We start from the raw sequence: 21,510 nt of genomic DNA, 5'->3' as shown, positions 1-21,510 counted from the left end.
CCGCCACGCACGGTTGCAGGAGACAGTCCCCATGACCCCCACCATTACGGTTTTAGAACGATCGCCCGATGGCGGCCAGGGTCTGGCGCGCGACATGCCGGTGCGCTGGGCGCTGGAAGAAGCCGGCCAGCAGTATGAGGTCCGTCCTGTCTCGTTCAAGGCGATGAAGGAGCCCGCCCACCTCGCGCGTCACCCCTTCGGGCAGATTCCAACCTATGAGGAAGACGGCCTCGCGCTGTTTGAATCAGGCGCCATCGTGCTGCATATCGCCCAACATTCCCCAGGCCTGCTGCCACGCGATGCCAACGCCGGGGCGCGCGCCGTCACCTGGATGTTTGCCGCGCTCAGCACGATCGAGCCACCCATCGTCGAACGGGAAATGACCATGCTCCTTGAGCGCGATAAGGTCTGGTACACGGAGCGCCTGCCCCTGCTGGATACCCGGGTCAACGATCGCCTGGGGCAGCTCTCCCGCCGACTGGGCGACGGCGAATGGCTGGACGGCGAATTCAGCGCCGGCGACCTGATGGTGGTCTCGGTACTGCGCCGGCTAACCGGAGAGGACCTGCTGAATCAGTATGCGAACCTGAACGCCTATGTGGCGCGTGGCGAAGCCCGGCCCGCCTTTAAGCGCGCTTTTGAGGCACAGTTGAAAATTTTCAATGCGTCCCCGAAAGATTAACACGGCCGATCCCAGTGAGACGTTTTCGTCCGTGTGAGAACTACGTATAGACGCCCGCCCCGTCGTCGACCAGAATCGGAACATGGCTTTTCGAGGAGATCGACATGCAATGGGACGAGGATGACGACAATAGCCCCCTGGAAGGGTTGATGCCAACCGGCTGGAGAGCATCACAACCGGTGGTTTCACGCCATATTCAAGACACGATGCTTGAAGCGGTACGCATCGCCAATCGAACCCTGGACACACCCAGCGAGCAGGCGGTAATGCAGCTTTTTCAGGCGATGATCGACAGAACCACATTCCAGGACGTCGGCTCGGCAACCGTACATTGAATTGCCTGCGCGTGCGCCAGTAGAAGGCGGCTTGTATGATCGTTGAAAAACAACATCCCATAGTGTCGCCATGAAACCCACTGCCGTCTTTCTCGATACCAGCATCTTGGCTGGGCAAGGCTATAACTTTTCTTCCGTCGTGCTTAGCGCGTTCGTTCCTGTGGTAACTGCCAATGCCATCCACCTACTGCTGCCGGACGTTACGGAGCGCGAGGTCAAGCGTCACCTAGTCTCGCTAGCAAATGAGGCGCTGAAAAACTTAGCGGAAGTGCGGCGTAAAACACCATTTTTGGCAAAGTGGGTTCATTATCCTGACCAACGCGCGCCGTCAAACCAATGGGAAGCCCGGCGCGTTGCCTTCGAGGCCTGGGAGCAATTCCTGAAGCAGTTTGAAGTCGTTCGACTCGGATACGAGAGCATTGATCTTACCCAGATCATGGATTGGTATGATCGGTGTGCACCACCCTTTGGAGAGGGAAAAAAGCGCAAGGAATTTCCTGACGCCTTCGCCTTGGCCTCCCTCGATGCGTATGCGAAGCAGCATCCAGACACCTGCATTGCCGTCGTCTCCCTGGACGATGATCTGAAAACGGCTTGCGAACGCTACCCATCCTTGCTCTATTTCAAGACCCTTCCCCGCTTGACGGAGCTGCTGCTTCGCGACGATGCGGACATCGAAAAAATACACGGGGCTATTGACCAGAATATTGACATTCTGATCGAAGAGATTGATCAGTGCGTGCCGGGGTTCGAGTTCTATGTACGCGACGATCAATTTCGAATCGGCCAGTCCAAATACGCGGGATGCACAATCGAAGCGATGCAGATAATCGGCATCGGTGATGATGAGTGCACCCTGACGTTTGAAGCAACCATCGAAGTTCAGCATGAGTTGTGCTGGATGGACTGGGCCTACCATGGGCCAGAAGAGCCTCCAGAGCCCTGGGAGCGGCAGGAATGGGTCATACAGGACGACTACCTTTCGGGGATAGCAAAGATACGGTTGACTCGAGAAGCGGAAAAGATCGACGAGGTTCTCCTATTAGGCTTCGATACGGAACGATTCGAGGTCACACAAAGGCCAAGAATGGCGTATTGACTCCGCCCGTGTCAGCCACACTAAATAATCGCAACATTCTGCCGTTATAAATGTCGTTATCCACCACCACGATGTAGAGTATTCAATGCGAATTACTACAAAAAAAACAGCAAAACTCAACTCATTGATTTTTGTGTTGGGCACCACGCTTTTGATCTCGACCAGTCATGCCAAAGACATAACAATTCAGGTTGCGTCTCCATCCTACATAGACGGCACGGTGATTTTTCCCGTCCATGGCGATGCGATCAATTCATTGACACACACTTTCAGTCAAGAAGGAAAAAAATTCGATAAGGCCTGCGTATTCTACGGAGCGGTCAATGCTGATGGACATCTTCATACCCAAGTCACACTGGATCTCACCGGCTTCAATCTCGACAATAACCGCACCTTACTGGTGGCAAACGTCAACGCCCTCAAAGCTGGCCCAGCGCGTAAACAGCCTGTACCCGGACAAGACGGCAAGCTGACCCAAACAGCAGAGTGTCCGAGCGTCACGCGCCTGTCATTCACCGCACGCGGCATCCTCAAGCCCGGTGAAGCACTTGACCTGTACGACGGTTGGGATGCTGACAACCAGGAACGTCTCAAGTTGACAGCGATCGCTCCATAGCGAAAACTGGCGCCCATGAGCCTCGCAAAACTTCAGTCCCGTGCGCCAGTCGAAGCCGCCATCGCGGAATTCGACCGCGTCGGCCGCGCCTATTTTCTGGAAAAATACGGCTTTGGCAAATCGCGGGAATACATGCTTCGCGATCCGGCCAGCGGCAAACTTTATGACTCGAAAGCCATTGTCGGGGCCGCCTATGGCTATGCGTTTCCCGACGAGGGCGCCCTTAAGGCCACGGATTTTTCCGGAGGCGAGGCCACCGTCGAGCACCTCTTGACCGATCTGGGTTTTCAGGTGGTTCGCGTGGGGCAAGACTGGACCGCTGACGAGGTCGAGGCAACCGTCCGAGATTATTTTGAGATGCTTCGCAAGGAAGCCGCGGGCCGGTCCTACAGTAAATCCGAGCACAACGAGCATCTTCGCAGCACGCTCATCACGCGCAGCAAAGCGTCGATCGAGTTAAAACACCAGAACATTTCCGCAGTACTCGATCAGCTTGGTCTGCCCTACATTCGTGGATATAAACCCAGGTCCAACCTACAAGAATTGCTGCGTCAGACCGTAGCCGACTACGTCGGTCGACACCAAACCGTGTTGGCCACCGTCATGGATGATTTAGAGGCCCAAACCGCCCCAGGCGAACAAAAATTCCTCGGCGTCCTGGTCGATCCGCCCAAGGTCGAATCGCCACCCGTGAGACGTAAGCACCCGCGCTTTGCTCGCAAATTCGATTACGCGCAGCGAGACGAACATAACCGAATGCTGGGCCACAACGGCGAGGCGTGGACGGTGGAATTCGAGACAGCACGACTGACCCACGCGGATCGACATGACCTGGTCGGCAAAATTGACTGGGTATCGGATCGTCTCGGGGACGGCACCGGCTACGACATCCTGTCGTTCGAGGACGATGAACAGGCGCGGTTCATAGAAGTCAAAACAACCAATGGCGGTAGCATGACGCCGTTCATTGTGACCCGAAACGAAGTGGAGTTCTCCGAGGAATCCGAGGACGCCTTCTGCCTGTATCGCATCTTCGAGTTTTCCAGCAAGCCTCAACTGTTCATTCTCAGAGGATCACTGCCCGCCAATCTCGAACTGGAAGCGTTGGATTACCGGGCACGACTGAAGGTACTTGGGTAAACGTCTCCGGGGTTCGCTTGGCGGCTCGTGGACTACTGCTAGATACACTCGTGCCTGCACAAATCGCGTAATTCCCGCCCGGCTACGCCCCTGAACGCCTATCTAGGTTGGGCAACTTGCGCCATCACGGCATGCTATGAGTGTGTATGCAAGCCATGGAGAATCGTCATGCCAACCGACACCACGCCTCATCTGCCCAAGCCCGCCTTCTATCGCATGAAGGAGGTCATCCGGATTACTTCGTTGAGTCGTCCGACGCTATATCGACGCATCGCCGCTGGCCGCTTTCCGGCACCGGTGAAGCTGGGTGGACGGGCCTGCGGCTGGACATCCGAAGCGCTGGATGCGTGGATCGAAGATCCTGATGGTTACGCGGCCCCGGTTGGTGAATTCGATACAACCTTACCAAGCTAATCCGCGACACGCGGCCGGCATTCTGGGATCAAGATCTGCACAGACACAAAAGCGATGTTCAGGTCGGGGATAATGTAAATGATCGAGCATTTCCCAAAAGGTCGCGACCTATGGATCAAACAACCCATTCCGGAAACGAATCAAGTGATCAAAAAACCATAACTCGAGAACAGCTCTACGACGCGATCTGGTCCGAGCCGGCAATGCATCTGGCGGCGAAGTATGGCGTTTCCGGCAGCTTTCTGGCAAGGGTATGCGATCGATTACGAGTGCCCCGGCCGCGCCCTGGTTATTGGAACAAGCTCGCTGTCGGCAAAGCGCCGCCCAAGCCCGCCTTGCCCGAAGCGGAACCCGGCGATGAACTGCAATGGTGTCCTGCCGACACGCCGCCTGCGCCGCCACGAGCGCCGCGCACGCCAAATCCACCCAAAGCCGTGGCCCCCGTGCCAACACCTGATCACGACCCGAACGCCGATGCCGCCGCCCCCACCGACCAGGAAACGCAAAAACCCGGCCCCCGTTCCCCTCTCAAAAGAGTCCCTGCGACACATCCCCTGATTGAAGGCGTCGTCGGTCTCATCCCGGAAGGCAAAACGACTGAGGAAGGCTATTACAGGCCACGCAAACGCCTGCTGCCAGACCTTATCACCTCACCCAAACAGCTTGATACCATCGTCCGACTGGCCAACAAGCTGTACCGACTACTGGAAGCACGTGGTCACCGGGTTCGAATGGCCAATAACAGCGATCATTTTCATAGGCACAACCCGGATCCATTCCCACCAACCAAACAGCGTGGGTATCACGACGGACTTTGGCGTCCAGAGCGTCCTACCGTGGTGTATATCGACTCGATCGCAATCGGCCTTTCCCTGTTCGAGCTGTGCGAATCCGTCGAGATGCAGTATGTCAGGGGCGAGTATGTTCCTGTATCGCAGATCAGCCGCTCCACGAAAACGCTCTTGGGCAATCACACCTGGACCACGCAAAAACTGGTCCCCTCTGGCGAGTTTTGCCTTCAGGCCTACTCCCCCTACTCTGGCACAAGCTGGAGCCAGCAGTGGCGTGGCAAATCCAGCGCCTTGAGCGGAGAACTGGGAGACATCGTTGCCACGCTCGAAACGCACCCCTCAACCATCCGTCACCTCATCGAAGAGGCCCGTCTGGCGGCTGAAAAGCGGGCACGTGAATGGGAGGAGGAAAAACAACGATACATCTTGGAGGAACAAGCAAAGCGCCGTGCCAAAGCGCTGGAAGCCTCCCATACGGAACTGCTGGCCATCATCGAAGAATGGAATGAACGCAAACGCATTGCCGCCTTCTTTGAGGAGGCCATGGCGCAAGCGGCTCAGGTCTCAGAGGACGCCAAAGGCGACATTGAGCAGCGGCTCGCCGCAGCCAAGAAGCTGCTGGAGGTCGCCGACGCGCTGACGCGCTTAAAACACTGGCGTAGCCCCGAAGAAATCTATGAGTTGCTGCCTAAATCGCACTGGGAAAAAGATTAGTTCGTCCCGGGCGCGACCATCTGGTTGAAGCGGCCTCATTATTTGTCGAGTCGGATCCGAGTCTAAAAGCCCCTGTTTCACACCCCTGGTAACTGTTTGTGATATACAGTTAAGCAAATCGTTACCCATAAGGTGAGGGGAAGAGTATGGCTTTGCGCTTTCGGCGATCCATCAAATTGGCGCCGGGCATACGCATGAATCTAAGCAAATCGGGGATGAGCTGGACGCTGGGGCCTCGCGGTGCAACGGTCGGCATTGGCAAGCGCGGCGCACGTGTCAACACCAGCTTCATGGGGTTCTCGTCCAGTCAGAATCTGTATAAGCCTGCACCTCGCCAACGGCAATCAACTACCCCACAGCCTGCATCAGCGCCTCGCACCATTTCCCTCACCTGTGGCGTAACCGACGATGGCGTGCTGACCTTTCATGATGAAGACGGCAACCCGCTTAACGAATCCATGGTCGAGCAGGCAAAGAAGCAGAATCGGGAAGCCATCCAAGGACTCATCCAGCGTAAATGCGACGAGATCAACGGCGAATTGGACACGCTGGCCACCATTCATCTCGATACCCCAGCCCCGCACTCCTCTCCTCGCTTCGTACCGGAGTATTACGCATCCCCAGCACCGGTCCTACCGACGCCTCCCATCCCACGTTGGTGGGAGAAGCTGTTCACAAAGAGGGTGGCGAAACTAGAGGCGGCCCACCAGCAGGCCCTGGCGGACTATCAGACTCAACTCGCAGCATGGGAGCAAGGCAAAAGCCGGCATGAACAAGAGCAAGAACGCCTGCGGCATTTCATTGAGCATGAAATTCACCATGACACTGACGCCATGGAGCGGTGGCTGGAGGAAAATCTGCAAGACATCGCCTGGCCACGGGAGACGCTGGTCTCACTGGACATCTCGGAACAAGGACAACAAGTTCGATTGGACGTGGATCTGCCTGAAATCGAAGATATGCCGTCCAAGATCGCGGCCGTACCCGCCCGGGGCCTAAGACTGTCCGTCAAGGAACTGCCAGCGGTACAGGTACGCAAGCGCTACATGGCTCATGTTCATGGAGTGGGGTTTCGCATCATTGGTGAAACTTTTGCCGCCCTTCCCTGCGCCCGTCGCGTGACGCTGTCAGGATTCTCGCAACGCAACGATCCCGCTACAGGGCAAGTTCGCGACGACTATCTGTATTCCGTCGGTGTGGAACGCAGCGATTGGGAACGTATCGACTTTGAGCTGCTTACCATGGTTGACGTCGTGGAGTCGCTTGCCCAATTTGAGCTGCGCAGACAGATGACGAAAACCGGGATTTTTAGGCCGATTGAGCCGTTTTAATGAGTTAGACAGAGTTGTACCCTGATGCATTGGCATCCAGAAGGACACCATCGATATAGAACCGCTTGCTCGATATGCAAATAACAGGACATCATGGCCAAGAGAACGAATCGAAGTGAGAAATCAATCTGGGAAGATCTCGTCACTCTATGCCGTGAAGCAGGATATGTCCATGTCATTGCTCAAATATGCCGCAGAGACAATCTTGTTCTGTACACAAACGAGATGCAAGCAGAGCACCTTCAGCCGCTATTCAGCCATAACCGCCTCATTCGTACGGAATTAAACACATTGATTGGCCTCATGGCCCAAGGCTCGATGGATTCCCGCGTTCCCAAACCGAGCGTACGGGACATGCTTATTGCGAAAACAGATGCATTAATGGCTGAACTCCACGATGCACTTGCCTTGCCTATGCATATGCATATGGACATGGCAACGTCTTCCATAAAACAAGAATCCGTAAACGAGACACTTATTGGAAGCGTGTTGCGAGAGCCCATTTTCTACAGCGGTGAGTCAGCATACTCCTTCCAATACCGCGATCTGGTTGCTAAAAAGTATGCAAAGGATGATGAGTGGCTTTTGCAAAATAAAGGATTCACTCTTAAGCAAGGCCAGGTTATTGCCGAAACGATGTGTCGGCTCATGGATGAAAAGACAGAAATCATATTCAATAACGCTAAAGATTTGGGTCAAGAACCCGCTAGTTGGCTAATGGCTTTCGAGCAATCACCTAGGGAAATCGCAGCGCGATGCAAAGTTCCTATAGAAATAATCCACAAATTCATAGACGCTTTTAGCTTGACGGGAAAGAATGAGGACTTCCATAACCTAGGAGATTACAACGCCCTGGCAGGAACCCCCCTAATACGTTGGCATGATGAAAAAGTATTGCTTTTTCAACACTATGCAATTTATGAAGCGCTGTACGACGCACCTTTCTATTGGATGATGAAAGACAACTCGTACAGAACAGTGGCGCAGGCCCACCGAGGTCAATTTACGGAATCTTTTTCCTACCAACGACTTGTAAGTGTATTCGGTCAAAACCATGTCCATAAAAACGTTTTTCTTCATCGTCGGAAAGGAAATTCTCTTGGGGAAATTGATATTCTGGTCGTATTCGGAGACCGCTTAATTATTGTTCAAGCGAAATCCAAGCGTTTAACCCTAGAAGCTCGCAGTGGAAACGATGGTGCAATTCAAAGAGACTTCGCCGCTGCAATACAAGAGTCTTATAACCAAGCGAAGCTATGCGCCGACGAGATTATCGCTGGAAACTGCGAACTCAAGGACGACACTGGATCTACGATCAGCCTACCTTTTCAGCCCAAGGAAATTCTACTTTTCTGTGTGATTTCAGATCACTATCCCGCTCTAGCATTTCAGGCTCGCCAATTTTTACAATTTCAGATCTCCGACATTATTGGTCCGCCCTTTGTCATGGACATCTTTCTTCTAGATGTAATGGCAGAGATGCTGAGCACCCCTTTGCGGTTCTTAAGCTACGCAAAACTTCGGACAACAACCATTGACCGCCTTAGTATCAGCCATGAACTTACTGCACTTAGCTACCATCTTAGACATAATCTTTGGGTTCCAGACGATACTAATTTCGTAATGTTAGCCGATGATATCTCAGCCGACCTTGATGTCGCGATGACTGTACGGCGAGATAATGTTGCTGGTCAACATACGCCCGACGGCATCTTGACGCGCATGGCAGGAACCATGTTCGAGAGTCTGATTAGACAGGTTGAGGCGGCCCCCGACCCAGCAGCTATTGAACTTGGCTTGCATCTGCTCACGCTCGGGCAAAAAACATGCGAAAACATACATCAGGGCCTGAACGGGATTACACACATGTCGAGAGCCGACGGTAAGCGGCATGACTTCTCAATTGGCAGCCATGCTGGTGGTATGACATTTCACTGTAATCCACGGCTTTCACAAGAGGCTAAGGATTTCCTGGTTGCGCATTGCCAAGCGCGCAAGTATGCCACCCGAACTCCGAGCTGGAAAGGCATATCAGTATCACCCTCTGGAGAAATACAGTTCGCAATCATCATCGAGTATCCATGGGAGCACTCCGACGACTGGGATCAAGCCACAGAGAATATGAAGCCGAGAGTGCCTGCCTGGCACCTTAATAAATTAATTCGAAATTCACAACCTTCCAAAATTGGTCGCAACGATCCTTGTTTCTGCGGTAGCGGCCGAAAATACAAGAAATGCTGCCTTACTGCGTAGATTATTGGAGGACATATGCTTCAAATTGCCACCGGAAAACTATTCTCTATGCCTTCGGGCAGAGAGAATTTATTGCGTGGCGTTCTCTATACAAATGCCAGCCTTTCAAGAGAAGAGACCGTCGAAACCGCCGTCGGTCGACTCTTCACGTCGTCAAGCCACGCGATACGACCTAAAGTTTTAGTCTACGAACTCATCGAATACATTGAAGGTAAGAAACAAGAGGCGGGCGTGCTCGTTTCCTCCGGGATAGAACCGTATATCCAGGACTATTCGGTTGTGGTCAGTTTTGCATTGAACTGCGTTTGTACGCCAGACATTGATTTGGCACGAAGGTTAACCATGAATCACCCAGGGATTGCCACAAGGGTTACGCCGCAAGCACTTGTTCTTAGGTTCTTTGACGAAAATATCTGGTGCAAACCTGAAGAGCTTCAGTTTCTGAAAGATTTCATTGAGAAGCTCATTGGATTGCCCCGACACACGTTCCTTGGCGTTATGCGTGCTCTCAGAACTTATGTCAATGGAATGTACCGCATTGCTGACGATCTTGAGCTGGCCTACACGTTACTGGTCGCCTCTGTAGAGTCACTAGCTCAAAAATTTGATAGTCATGAGAGTGACTGGAATTCAATTGACGAGCGCAAGCGTAATGCTATCGACGAAGCCCTATCGGAGGCAGATGACGTGGTTGCTCACCGCGTCCGAGATGCTTTACTCCGCGTCGAACATGTGGCACTAGCACGACGCTTTCGAGAGTTCACAATAAGCCATACGTCATCGACGTACTTTCGCCCATCGTCAAGCACTTCCAGAGATGGGTTATTAGGTAGGTCGGAACTCACAGAAGTACTAGCAACGGCTTACCAATCCCGATCAAAATACGTACATCAACTTCAACGATTACCCCACGTTGTGACTTTTGGGCAAGTACATGGGGAGACCGCTACTGACGGGCGAGCTACTCATTTAACGCTTCAAGGACTGTCACGTTTGATGCGCAGTGTCATCATAAATTTTGTCGACAATCAGCCATCTGTAGCGCACGAGCCATACAACTATCACCTGGAACGAAGCGGCGTTATCCAATTGCGTATGGCTCCGCAGTATTGGATAGCAGGAATAGAAGGCGACATCACAAAACACGGTCGTGAAAAACTTGAGGGCTTCCTGCAGCAACTTGCTGCCTGCATGTTAAAGAAACCGAACGCTGTCGTGACAGATTTACGACCAGTGTTAGCCGCTGCCTGTCAGTTCGTTCCTCGTCTTGAAAAACGCCTCCGGTTACCGTACCTGACCCTGCATGTGTTGTTCAATATATCCGTGGTGGAACAAGACATCGCTGAGATGCCATCCAGAATTGAGGCGTTAGTCGAGGAAGATCTAGGAGAGCCTTCTTCCGAAGCGCTACTTGCTCACGCATTAACGGATCAATCCGTTGAGTGGCCACTAGAGACCCACCAAGCGACTCTGGAGAAATATTTTCGCCGACGCCCCGCTGCAAACGGCCTGAGAGTCCCACGGCTGTTCGAATCAGCTCTGATTTTGGAGCTAGCTGAACGCTTTCGGTATGCTAATAATGCGGAAAGATGCCGCGAACTCGTAGCATTCGCCGTAGAGAGTAATCCCGGGCATTCTGGGCTACTAGCATTAGAGGCCAATTTTCAGTCAGACTTACCGATACGGTGGCGCCATGTAATGTTACCCACTGCAGAGCCGCTAACGCCTTAAAATCTGTCTCTTCTTGCCTAGAAGGCCATTGTAAGTTCATGGATAACTAAAAACGCAGATATAGTCGTCGAGAGTCAGAACCATACACATGAAATACCGCTGGAAATAATGTACTAAGTCGGCAAGGGAAGGAACAACTGGATGGGTAAGAAAAAGCGCAAGAAGTCTTTTCGGGCGGCGGCCAAGACATCACATCGGCCGACCAAAGCACAGCAAGCGATACTCGAACAGCAAAGAGCATCTGATCAAGCCTTCCAAGCATCCTGCAACCAGGTCCGCTCGGCGCTTACAAGTTTCCATCCGGCGGATGTACTTACCGCACTCAACATCTCGGATTTGTGGCAGCCGAACCGGGCAAGCCAGATCAAACACCAATTGGCCTTCAGTCTGTTGGTGTCAACACCAGCCACCAGTTTCACATCTAAACGCATAACTTCCTACGAGGACTTCGCAGAGTTCAGTCGCTCTTTAATCAAAGCACTGCCTGCATTTCCCATGCTGGAGGACTATATGCCCGAGGCAGATTGGGGAGACGTGAAAACCCTCCTCGGGCCACAGCCGATCGCCGTCCTATATGGCGGCCCAGTGCAACGCATTATCGACCACATAGAAGCATTTCGTATCTTCCATGGTAATGACTCCCAAGCCTTTATTGATCTCGAGAACGCAATTTGGCTGCAAGGCGACTTGCTCCAACAGACCAAACAGACTAACTGTGATCAAACAGAGCAATGGAGACCTGGTCACATCGAAGTTCCGCCTAAGGTGTTTTGGGAAGGACTCGTACCGGCTTTAACACAGTTTTCTACGATCAAACAACTTCGAACTCACTACATCGCGGAGTTAGGAAATCCCTCCTCCTGGCAAAGCCAAAGAAATTTCCACGATGCCGTGATGAACGGCACCGCACTACCTTGGCTAGCCGTCCGGATCGACGGATCGCCTAGGGCGATGTGCCTACGCAACGCAACGGCAGTTGTCATTGATGCCTGGGTAAAGGCTAAACCTGATACCCCTATTCAGGTGGCGGCACGCTTAGGCACCTATGTGGCAAAGAGAGTCGAGCGCCGCTCTTGCCTGTCTGGACCGCTACAACTACGCTCCCGCCAGAGGAATGTGTCGCTACCTATCTCCGCTGTCCTTGTCGATGGACCACACTACTTTTTAGTTATACCTGTACCTCCGGGCCAGTTACTTCAGGCGGGCAAAGCTGTAACTGCCATACGTCATGCGATGAAAGAGAAAGACTGGGGTTTTCAACTCATCGGCACCTCGAAGGGATTCCAACTTCGCGATCAACAAGGGTTACTGCCCAAGCCTGACGCCGTGAAAATAATTCTCGTGAATACTCCTGTCTCCACGGGACCTTCAGTCATAAAGCCACCAGCGGTGGATGTGCGCCTAATGAGCCTTGTGGATGCATGCACAATTTTTGACTCGATTGAATCGGTGGATGAACTGGCACGGTTCTGGACCTACGTAGATAGCCTAAGTGAGTTCGGTGGTGCTCCATTCAACGATTTATGCGATCTCTTTGCATCGTTCCGTGATGTCCATGCACAAATCATTGAAGGCGCGGTAGTTCCTCAGTTTCTGGGCTTAGATCCCCATTGGGGTGCTTCCTCTCGATATGAACAACTTAAAGAGTTCTGGAAACAGGCACCCCTTATCTTCCCTGACGAAGATAGCGCATGGGAGACCCATGAGCGCAATGGCGAAAGTACGCTGACAAAGCTAACCGCAAAAAATGCTCCCAAACTAGCGTGGTCGTCCGAAATCGGGACAACCACGATCCACTTTATCCTAGACGTTGATGCCGTCAATCTGGAGCCTCAGGACGGAAGATTGCTGGAACACTTCATACATTGCGCCGCTGACAGTATCGCCGAACGAACGTCGCTCATCGAGCCGTTCATACAGCTACCTTTTCGACGGATCAATCTGCATTGCTTCAGTGCTGATTATCTGTTAGCGAGCGCTGAACCCGAAGATCTTCAATATGCGAAAACTCTACCCCTCATCCCAAAATGGGAGGAAACAGCCTTCGCCGACACGCATAGCTATGAAGCACGGCTCATCGTCAATCTGGCAAAACTAGCGCAAGAGCAAGAAGCAGCAAAAGATGCGAGTTTCGAAGCTGCCTGTGCTCTAACAGTCGTCGAACACTTGTTCCAAATCATAGATTCCCCGATGCCGATTGAGCTACGTGAAACGCTAGTCAATACGGGTGCACGCCAACCACGCTTTACTCTGAGGCGTATGCGAAGAACGGTGGACGTACCGGATTTCACCGATCCACAAGTGCCCAGTCTTGAAGACTATAAGGTAGCCCGTCGTGACTTGGCCATCCTGCTGAAAAGTCAAAATGTCGCCCCAGACACCTATACATTGGAAGCGGCAAAGGCGCTAATCGATCCTGCCCGTACAGCCTACCGAGACGCGATACATCAACATATTCGTACGCTAGATCGCGAAAGTCTATTGTGCTACTGCGTCGAACAGTACGACGCCTTGATTGCTTCCTATGACAGGGAAGAGTTCCGGATCAAACAAAGCATGCATCATGCAGTTGACTACGACCGAGAAGACTCCCTAGCTGAAGCTCACGAAAAATTTGTCCGCGAGAGTAAAAACTACCGATATCTGATAGAAAGTGCTCTTGTTCTAACCTCACCCCAAGCATCTCCAGCACAAGCTGAAACGATCCTTTCAATTTTGGCTATGGTCGACTGGCTGTTCGTACTATATAACGCCAGCGATGTGCTTCATAACGACATCGACGTTGGCGGGCTACGAGTGAGCGACCAGTATGTCCCAGAAGTGTTTTATTCAGAAAGACGAGCAATACAAGAAGAAATTTTTGGACGAGAAATGGCCGCTCTACGACTAGGCATTAACGTCGTGGAAGAAGACCGGATTGCTACAACCGTATCAATGCAAGAACACCTGTCTGCGTTAGACCGTGCTTTCATAGCAGACCTCAAGTTCTCATTCTCACACATGCTGCAGGTACTTTCTACCCTCGCTCAATGGGTATCAATTGGTGGTGCTCGGGAGCTAGCGTGCGGCTATATTGCCGATCGGCAAGACATAGCTGGACGGGCCATATTGGCCCATCCTAATCTGTCGTTGGAAGTAGCATTAGAAGCAATCGAATTCCTCATCCTATCCCCCGATCAGGTTTGGCGCCTTCTTAGTAGAGACATCGTAGAACATGATGTTCCGATCTGGGAACACTCTAAGCGAGGCAGTCGCCTAACTATTCGACCGCTAATAGAACTACCGAACGGTCACATTCTTTGGGGCTCGGCATCGGTAACACGTGCAATCAGTATCTGGACGGGATCCACCTCAGCTGGTTATCTTCCAGCCGACTATCCTTGGCCGACAGTGCGCACGGCAGTCGGAAAAATAAAAAAAGAGCTTGAAGACAATTTGGAGAGTCGCGCGCATGAGGTTTGTAGTCGCCTCCTGCCTCACGCAATAAAAGGGATCGACTTCAAACGCAGATTTCCGAAAATGCAGTTCCCTAACGTAGGCGATTTCGATGTATTGGCGTACCAACCGGGGGAAAACCGATGGTACACCATTGAGTGTAAATACAACCAACCAGCTTTCTGCCTAAAAGATACTCGCCGACTTCGGGATAGAATTTTTGGAGGCGGTAGTGAACTCGGTCAACTAAGGAAAATAGAGGGCAGGCGCGACTTTTTAATCCAATGCGTAGATACACTACGAACCTTATTGGGTTGGCCGGAACCCGCAAACAAGCCATTCTCGTTAACGGAACTCTACGTTTCCAAGGATATGCACTTTTGGCTGCGATTTCCGCCATATGAGGTACCTACTCGCTTCGTGCAGATTGACAGATTAGATGCTTGGCTGCGATCTACCGCTACATCGAAAGGCATTGCCGGTAGCGAAATAGCGGATCTCGAAAAACCTCTAGCCTGAGCAAGCCAAGGAATCTCTCTGCCATCCCCTGCTCTCGGCTAGTGACGAGCTGCAGAGACAGCTTGTCATGCTTGTCCCTGATTTTGTACCTTTCAGCATCGCAAAAAGAAAAATATCAATAAAATCAAATAGATATATGCTTGACAGATACTAACGGAAATAACAGCCTATCCAACGGTTGGAGCGAACCATATGCATGGACTGCGTATCGTTGGAATGCCAGCGGCCCGAACGGTCAAACTCGGTACGACCAGCACGACGCAAACGATGCTGCCTCAAAGGGCAACGCCGATCGACACCGGGATAAGAGCGAGCCTCGTAATCCCGTGGGGACAGAAACCCGTATAAAGACACCAGATGCACCAAGCCCGACTGCCATTGGGCTTGTCCGGACTGTAGCAACAGAAACTGCGGCCAGTCGTCCTGCTCAAACTGCCAGCGAATGGCTTGAGCCGGCCAATCCGGCAAACTGCCATCCAAGGTCGCCTGAATAATGGCTTGTCGCCGTTGCGGTAAACCCTCTACCAATTGCTCTTGGGCCAGCGCCAGCACGTCCTGAATCAAACGCTGATGGGCATGGAAAGCCTGCTCCAAAGCCTGCTGGTTGTCTCCAGCAGAGCGCGCCTGGGTATACGCCAGCCCCTGTGCAGGGCCAAACATCATGGCGACCAAGTGCACAGGCGGATTCGCCCTACGCGCTTGCCCGGACTGGGTTTGCGCTGCCCTGTCCCATGTTGCCAAGGTCAATAAATGCCCCAAAGCCAGTTGATGCCCCAACTGCGCCCGATTGATATAAGCCAGCAAGTTCAAGGTACGTGCCTGCTCGGTGGCCGCACCATAGGCAGCCGCATCCAGCACCAGGGACAAACGCCCTTGCTGCTCGGCAATCCGGTTCACATGAAAGTAGCCGCCCCAGGCGACAGACAGAAGTGCCAGCGCTATCAGCCCCCAGGCCAACACCGCCCCCTCTTGTGGTCGGTTGGGCGGCGTCATTGCGCATTGCCCGTAAAGGATTTCAGGCTCTTGGCACTGCCTTGAGCGGCCGCAGCAGAAGCGGCCGATTGCGCTTGCTGAGTCTGCTCGGAGCCATCCTCCCCCGCCAGTTCCTTGGCCATGGCCGCGGTCTGATTGCGAATCACCTGACCAAAGGACTGATAAACGGCAATAGCCGCCACCGCGACCAAAGCCACAATAATTAAATACTCGACCATGCCCTGGCCGCGCTGCCGTCTGATGAACTGTCTCATTGGAATCTCCCAAAAGTCAGTTCACAGTCTGCCCCTTGGCAGCGGGCCAGAATATTCGCAAAAGCCGAGCGGGATGGGTTTGTCCGGCTTTAATACCTATGGGCTCATTACGCCCCGAAAAGCATGTTACTCATGAGTAGTGACCGCGTACCCCAAAAAACAACTTGCTCACTGCACGGCCAATAAAAATGCCAGTCAGTGTTAACTGACTGGCATTACGCCTGGAGGCGATTTTTTCTTCAAGCCGATGGTTTAGACCAGACGCACCTCTATGCTACCCAGACCGTCGATCGCCCCGTGCATCACATCGCCACGTTCCACCGAGCCGACACCGGCTGGGGTTCCCGTGAAAATGATGTCGCCTGGGAACAATTCGAACAGGCCCGACAGGTAAGCGATGGACTCAGCCACATTCCAGATCAGCTGATTCAAATCGCCGGTCTGGCGACGCTCGCCGTTGACGTCCAGGGTGATAGCACCTTGGGACAGCTCGCCAATACGGCTGCGTGGGACCAGAGGGCCGGTCGGCGCGGAGTGGTCAAAGGCTTTGCCCACTTCCCAGGGACGACCAGCTTTTTTAGCTTGCGTCTGCAAATCCCGGCGGGTCATGTCCAGACCCACCGCGTATCCCCACACACATTCAGCAGCCTGCTCCACAGTCAGATCACGCCCGCCCTTGGACAAAGCCACGACGAGTTCGATCTCGTGATGCAGATCCTGGGTGCGAGAGGGATAAGGCATGTCGCAGACCTGGCCGGGCAGCACGTTCAAGATGGAGTCCGCCGGTTTGCAGAAGAAAAAAGGATCTTCGCGACCGGTAAAGCCCATTTCCTGTGCATGCTCGACGTAATTGCGGCCGACGCAGTAAATGCGGCGTACAGGAAAAACCTGCTCACTGCCCTGTACGTTCAGGGCCGCAACGGCGGGTGCGGGGATGACGGTACTCATTTTGCCTGGCCGTCAGCAAAGCGCTTGGCACCGTCTACCAGCTCTTTCTTGGCAGCTTCGATACCGTCCCAGCCCTTGACCTTGACCCATTTACCTTTTTCGATGTCTTTGTAGTGCTCGAAAAAGTGCTTGATGCGCTCCAGCTCTTCAGGCTGCAGATCTTCAGGCGACTTCACGTTGCGGTACAGGGGGTACAGCTTGTCGGTAGGCACGGCCAGCAGTTTGGCATCGCCACCGCCTTCGTCGTCCATATGCAGCACGCCGATAGGACGGCAAGGAATCACGGCACCGATCTGGATTGGGAAAGGAGCAATCACCAGCACGTCAACCGGGTCGCCATCGTCCGAAATGGTTTGTGGAACGTAGCCGTAGTTGCAGGGGTAGTGCATGGCGGTCAGCATGAAACGGTCCACAAAAACCACGCCGTTCTCGTCAACTTCGTATTTGACGGGGTCCGAGTTCATGGGGATTTCGATGACTACGTTGATCTCGTCGGGCAGTTTCTTGCCAGCAGGTACTTGGGCGAGGCTCATTCGTGCAAACCTTTAAAAATAAAAGAAATTAATCGTTGGAGCGTCGAGGACGATCCGAAGTTTGAGAGAGATCGACCCCAGGGATGGGAGCCGTATCAAAGTAATCATCCAGATCCGAAGAGGAGCTCAAGCTGTCTTGCGAAGGCGTGGCAGCAGGAGGCACTGGCTCGGCCACCACAGGCAATGGACGGCCCTGATCTGGCAGGTCCTCGGCCACGACGCTGGCGGCATAGGTGTAATGCGGCAGATCGTCGTCATCCTGCGATGGCAGGCTGTCCGCATCGGTATGGCTAGGGTCATGACGAGTATCCGCTGCTGGCAAAGCCGTGCTGACCGCCAGAATCGGTAAGGTGCCGGCCATGGAGGCGGCCTTGCGCCAGTAAGAGACGGCTTCGTCGTGGCGACCCAGGCTGTCGTACAGATTACCCAGCAAAGCATGATTACGCAGATCGCCCTGGATTTTCAGGCTACGCAACAGGTAATGCTCGCCCTGCCCCCACAATTGGCTGGTCAGGCACAGATGGCCCAGGGTGGACAGCAAGACCGGATTGTTGGGCTGACTGCGCAGCCACTCTTCGGCCTTGGCCAAGCGGCGGCCCACATATTCAGGTGGGCACTGGGCGTAGGCTTCCAGCAAGCGGCTGTCGAAACTGACTGCAATCGCAGGCTCCAGGATACGACCGGCTTCTTCGTAATTACCTTCATGTTCTTGAATCAGGGCAGCTTCCAGCGCGACGCCGGGCAGGATCTTTTCTTCGGACTTCAGATCCGACCATAAGGCCTTGAACTGTTCAGCACCACCCACACGCAAACGAGCAGCAGCGGCAAATTCGATGTGGTTCAGTGCCTCTTGACGTTCGATCCCACTGCGGCGCACCAGCAAACGGGTCAACTCGTAAACACGTTCAGCATTACCTTGCTGACGATAGGCGCGCAACAACAAACGAGTGGCGTGCAAGTGGCGCGAACTGGCATCCTGCAAATCCTGCAGCAGCTCGATGGCTTCTTCGGTACGATTCTGATCCAGGTACAGCTCGGCCGAAGCCACGGCACTGGCCTCTTTCAAACGAGCATCATCGCCAGCGGCAGCACGAGCGGCGGCCAAGGCTTCGTCACGTTGAGCAATCTGACCTTGATAATGCGCAGCACGCGCTGCTGCCAAACCTGCCACGACCTTGCTGGACTGCGAGCGGGTTTTGCTCATCAGCTTCATCAAGTCTTTTTCAGCTTGCTCGTAACGACCTTCCAGAATGCTGATCCATCCAGTTTCCAGCAAAGCCTGGTCACGGCGTTGAGCGCGACGACCACGCCACAGGCGGAAACGCTCCGGACCATCGCTGAACCAGGCCAGCAGGCGCAGCAGTACGTACAGCACGATGAACAGCCCCAGCGTGCACAGAACCACGTAAGTCAGCGAGGCGCGCGCCAAATAATGCGGCGTGACTAAATAGACGTTACCGGCGTGTTCACGCAAGACCAGAGCCAGCGCGACTGCGGCGATAAATAAGATGAGAGTCCAGAACCAAGTACGCATACCTTACCCCTGCGCCTGAGCGGGCTGTTCCGTCTCGGACTGAGCGGGAGTCGCAGACTCAGTCTGTTCGGCAGCAGGAGCAGCGGGCTCCTCCTGGCTGGCAGGCTCTGTGGATTGAGGAGGGTCGGACAAAACAGGATCCGTATCGCCCTGCTCGGTCTTGGTGTCGTCGGCATTATCCTGACTGCGACCGGCCTGAGCCTGACGCAGGCTTTCAATAGCCGCCAAGGTGTTATTCACGGTAGGCAAACGAGCACCGATGCGGGTGTCCTGCAATTGGCGTGTCAGACGCAAGGCCTGCTGAACCTGACCGGACTGCGTATCAAAACGTTTTTCCAGCGCTGTCGCGACTGCGTTCAGCTCGGTCTGCCAGACGGCGGACTGGTTCATCATCATGGCCAGTTGGGCGGCCATAATGCGCAGACGCAGGTTCTCTCGCAGACGGGCAGCCTGATCCGGCGACATCAGCAAGGCGGCGGCATCGTCGACACGGCGGATGGAGACAAACTGCCCCAGATCGTGGCTGACCGAGCGCCAGGCGCTGCTACCCCACTGTTCCACCGTATTCCAGCTGCGCTCCCACCAAGGGGCATCAGCGGCCAGTTCCGTGGGTTCCTGAACGTCGGACTGCAAGTCCAGCGCTTCAGTATTCGCACCACCGGCAACGTCATCCGGCACCAGCAAAGGCGCTTCCGAGACGTAGCGCGACAAGGTGTCCAGTTGACGCGACAAGGAGGCCACATCCACCGTGGCAGCGGCGCGCAGGCGTTCCAGATCGCCATTCAGTGTTTGTTGCAAGGAAGCCAGGCCGACGCGATTGGCACGAGCCAATTGCGCCTGAGCAGCTTCCAGAGAAACAATGGCATTGGCCACATTGCCACCCAGCATCAGCTGTTGCTGCGCAATCGTGGCGAGATGATCAATATCGTTCAGCAAAACCAGTTCCGAACCGCTGTCTGTCATGGTCTGGAAGGCTTGGCTCAGATCATGAAACTGTTCGGTGGAATCGTTAAAGGATTTTTCCAGCTGGGCAAGCTTGTCGGATTGACGCTGCGCCAGGGCCAGGGCCTGCTGCGCGGTTTGGCGCGCCTGCTCTGTGGTGTTGATATTGGTCGCCAGCTGGGCTTGCAGCTCGGCCTTATGCTTTTCCAGCAATGAATTCTGGTACCAAAGACCGGCAGCGGCCAGCACCACCACAACAGCCGTCAAAGCATAAGCCGGACCCGCGCCACTTTTACGCTTCTGCGGCGCAGTGGTGCTGTCTTTGGGTTCGGAATACGGACGAGGAGCCGCTGTATTGGCTGGGCTGGAAATGGGAGTCTCCGGTTCGCTTGCGGATGCGTTCTCTGTTTTATCGTTCATGGCAAGATTGTAATCCGTGTGAGGCTAATCGCGCGAGAGCACCGCCATCAAGGCAGCGACAATGTCATCATCGTCTGGCGTACACCTTTTTACCATTGGTGGCGCTGCGATTCCAGCCTGCAACAATAAGGACTGTAAATGTTCTTCAATACGCGGATGTATGACCACATAGGCACATTGCGCCCAAACATCCAGTAAACCCAGGCTTTGTACATTGGCGAAAACCGCATCGGCGCTTTGAGAACTGCTGAGCAACACGGCCAGACGGCCCGCCTGCAAACTGTCACGAATTTGACGGCCCTGCTCTGTACTCCACTGGGCGGGGCTACGCTGGTAAATCGCCAGGCGCTGGACCTGAATACCGTGGTTTTCCAGCTGCTGTCCCAACCATTCACGACCGCTATGACCGCGCACAATCAGAACCCGCTCAAATTGCGCCAGTCGAGGCTCCAGCACCGCCCACAGAGCCTCTGAGTCCTGCAAGGAATCCGTATTTTCAGGGTGAAGTACGGCATCTGGGGAAACGCCCGGCTGGGCGCGCAAACAGGCGGCGGTAGCAAAACCAACTGCAGCCAGCAATACCTTGTCAGGCCAGCGTTGACCGCGCGCTTGCAAAGCCGCAAAGTAAAAATTGACCGCACTGCTGCTTACAAAAAGCACCAGGTCAAAATCCTTGGGATCTTGCCATTGTTCTTCGGACAGGTTTTGCGCTTCCAGGCTCAAGGCGGGCATAAGCAAGGAAGAAAAACCCTGCGCGGCCAAGGCAGCCGACAGGGTTTCGTTCCGTCCCGCGGGGCGGGTCAATAATACACTGGGCAGGTTCATG

Annotated in this window: 17 protein-coding genes and 1 pseudogene; 11 read left to right on the top strand and 7 right to left on the bottom strand. The window is 53.9% G+C overall.

All coding sequences use genetic code 11. The features are described from left to right. The first annotated feature begins 31 nt into the window (after positions 1-31). The 11 genes and pseudogenes from MID00_RS16275 (at position 32) to MID00_RS16225 (ending at position 15,060) form a co-directional block, all read left to right on the top strand. Entirely contained in the window at positions 32-682 is a 651-nt protein-coding gene (locus tag MID00_RS16275) for a glutathione S-transferase family protein (RefSeq protein WP_254499075.1), read from the top strand. 104 nt (positions 683-786) lie between these two features. Further along, entirely contained in the window at positions 787-1,017 is a 231-nt protein-coding gene (locus MID00_RS16270) for a hypothetical protein (protein WP_254499074.1), read from the top strand. Between the two features lie 70 nt (positions 1,018-1,087). After that, entirely contained in the window at positions 1,088-2,116 is a 1,029-nt protein-coding gene (locus MID00_RS16265; protein WP_254499073.1) for a PIN domain-containing protein, read from the top strand. Positions 2,117-2,201: 85 nt separating this feature from the next. Further along, on the top strand, positions 2,202-2,732 hold the full coding sequence (locus MID00_RS16260; RefSeq protein ID WP_254499072.1) for a hypothetical protein: 531 nt from the start codon (positions 2,202-2,204) through the stop codon (positions 2,730-2,732). Positions 2,733-2,747: 15 nt separating this feature from the next. Then, on the top strand, positions 2,748-3,872 hold the full coding sequence (locus tag MID00_RS16255; RefSeq protein WP_254499071.1) for a DUF3883 domain-containing protein: 1,125 nt from the start codon (positions 2,748-2,750) through the stop codon (positions 3,870-3,872). Between the two features lie 168 nt (positions 3,873-4,040). Further along, the gene (locus MID00_RS16250) at positions 4,041-4,286 is read left to right on the top strand and encodes an AlpA family transcriptional regulator (protein ID WP_254499070.1); all 246 of its coding nucleotides are present in this window, start codon (positions 4,041-4,043) and stop codon (positions 4,284-4,286) included. Positions 4,287-4,396: 110 nt separating this feature from the next. Continuing rightward, a complete protein-coding gene (locus tag MID00_RS16245) occupies positions 4,397-5,791 on the top strand; it encodes a hypothetical protein (protein ID WP_254499069.1) in 1,395 nt (464 codons plus the stop codon). Positions 5,792-5,937: 146 nt separating this feature from the next. Further along, positions 5,938-7,122: a DUF4236 domain-containing protein gene (locus tag MID00_RS16240; protein ID WP_254499068.1), complete on the top strand. Its 1,185-nt coding sequence runs from the start codon at positions 5,938-5,940 to the stop codon at positions 7,120-7,122. 2,169 nt (positions 7,123-9,291) lie between these two features. Further along, positions 9,292-9,375: pseudogene (locus MID00_RS16235) on the top strand (SEC-C metal-binding domain-containing protein); the annotation flags it as partial. 15 nt (positions 9,376-9,390) lie between these two features. Continuing rightward, entirely contained in the window at positions 9,391-11,106 is a 1,716-nt protein-coding gene (locus MID00_RS16230; protein WP_254499067.1) for a hypothetical protein, read from the top strand. A gap of 141 nt (positions 11,107-11,247) precedes the next feature. Next, positions 11,248-15,060, top strand: a complete 3,813-nt coding sequence (locus MID00_RS16225; RefSeq protein ID WP_254499066.1) for a hypothetical protein — start codon at positions 11,248-11,250, stop codon at positions 15,058-15,060. A gap of 150 nt (positions 15,061-15,210) precedes the next feature. On the opposite strand, the gene MID00_RS16220 is transcribed toward MID00_RS16225, so the two are convergent. The 7 genes from MID00_RS16220 to MID00_RS16190 form a co-directional block, all read right to left on the bottom strand. Beyond that, on the bottom strand, positions 15,211-16,053 hold the full coding sequence (locus tag MID00_RS16220; RefSeq protein WP_254499065.1) for a hypothetical protein: 843 nt from the start codon (positions 16,051-16,053) through the stop codon (positions 15,211-15,213). Continuing rightward, entirely contained in the window at positions 16,050-16,307 is a 258-nt protein-coding gene (locus tag MID00_RS16215) for a hypothetical protein (protein WP_009462197.1), read from the bottom strand. Before MID00_RS16215 ends, MID00_RS16220 begins: the two co-directional genes overlap by 4 nt. 252 nt (positions 16,308-16,559) lie before the next feature. After that, positions 16,560-17,255 (bottom strand): fumarylacetoacetate hydrolase family protein, encoded by a 696-nt coding sequence (locus tag MID00_RS16210; RefSeq protein WP_009462199.1) that lies wholly within the window; start codon positions 17,253-17,255, stop codon positions 16,560-16,562. After that, the gene (gene ppa / locus MID00_RS16205) at positions 17,252-17,788 is read right to left on the bottom strand and encodes an inorganic diphosphatase (protein ID WP_009462201.1); all 537 of its coding nucleotides are present in this window, start codon (positions 17,786-17,788) and stop codon (positions 17,252-17,254) included. Before ppa ends, MID00_RS16210 begins: the two co-directional genes overlap by 4 nt. Before the next feature lie 28 nt (positions 17,789-17,816). Then, positions 17,817-19,322: a heme biosynthesis HemY N-terminal domain-containing protein gene (locus MID00_RS16200; RefSeq protein ID WP_250755809.1), complete on the bottom strand. Its 1,506-nt coding sequence runs from the start codon at positions 19,320-19,322 to the stop codon at positions 17,817-17,819. A gap of 3 nt (positions 19,323-19,325) precedes the next feature. Continuing rightward, positions 19,326-20,684: a uroporphyrinogen-III C-methyltransferase gene (locus MID00_RS16195; protein WP_254499064.1), complete on the bottom strand. Its 1,359-nt coding sequence runs from the start codon at positions 20,682-20,684 to the stop codon at positions 19,326-19,328. 24 nt (positions 20,685-20,708) lie between these two features. Then, a complete protein-coding gene (locus MID00_RS16190) occupies positions 20,709-21,509 on the bottom strand; it encodes a uroporphyrinogen-III synthase (RefSeq protein ID WP_250755812.1) in 801 nt (266 codons plus the stop codon). Position 21,510: the final 1 nt, after the last annotated feature.

This window comes from Alcaligenes sp. NLF5-7, assembly GCF_024266725.1.
GTDB classification, from domain to species: Bacteria; Pseudomonadota; Gammaproteobacteria; order Burkholderiales; family Burkholderiaceae_B; genus Alcaligenes; species Alcaligenes phenolicus.
Note: the sequence above shows the minus strand (reverse complement) of the source record. Positions and strands in the feature narration are given on the sequence as shown.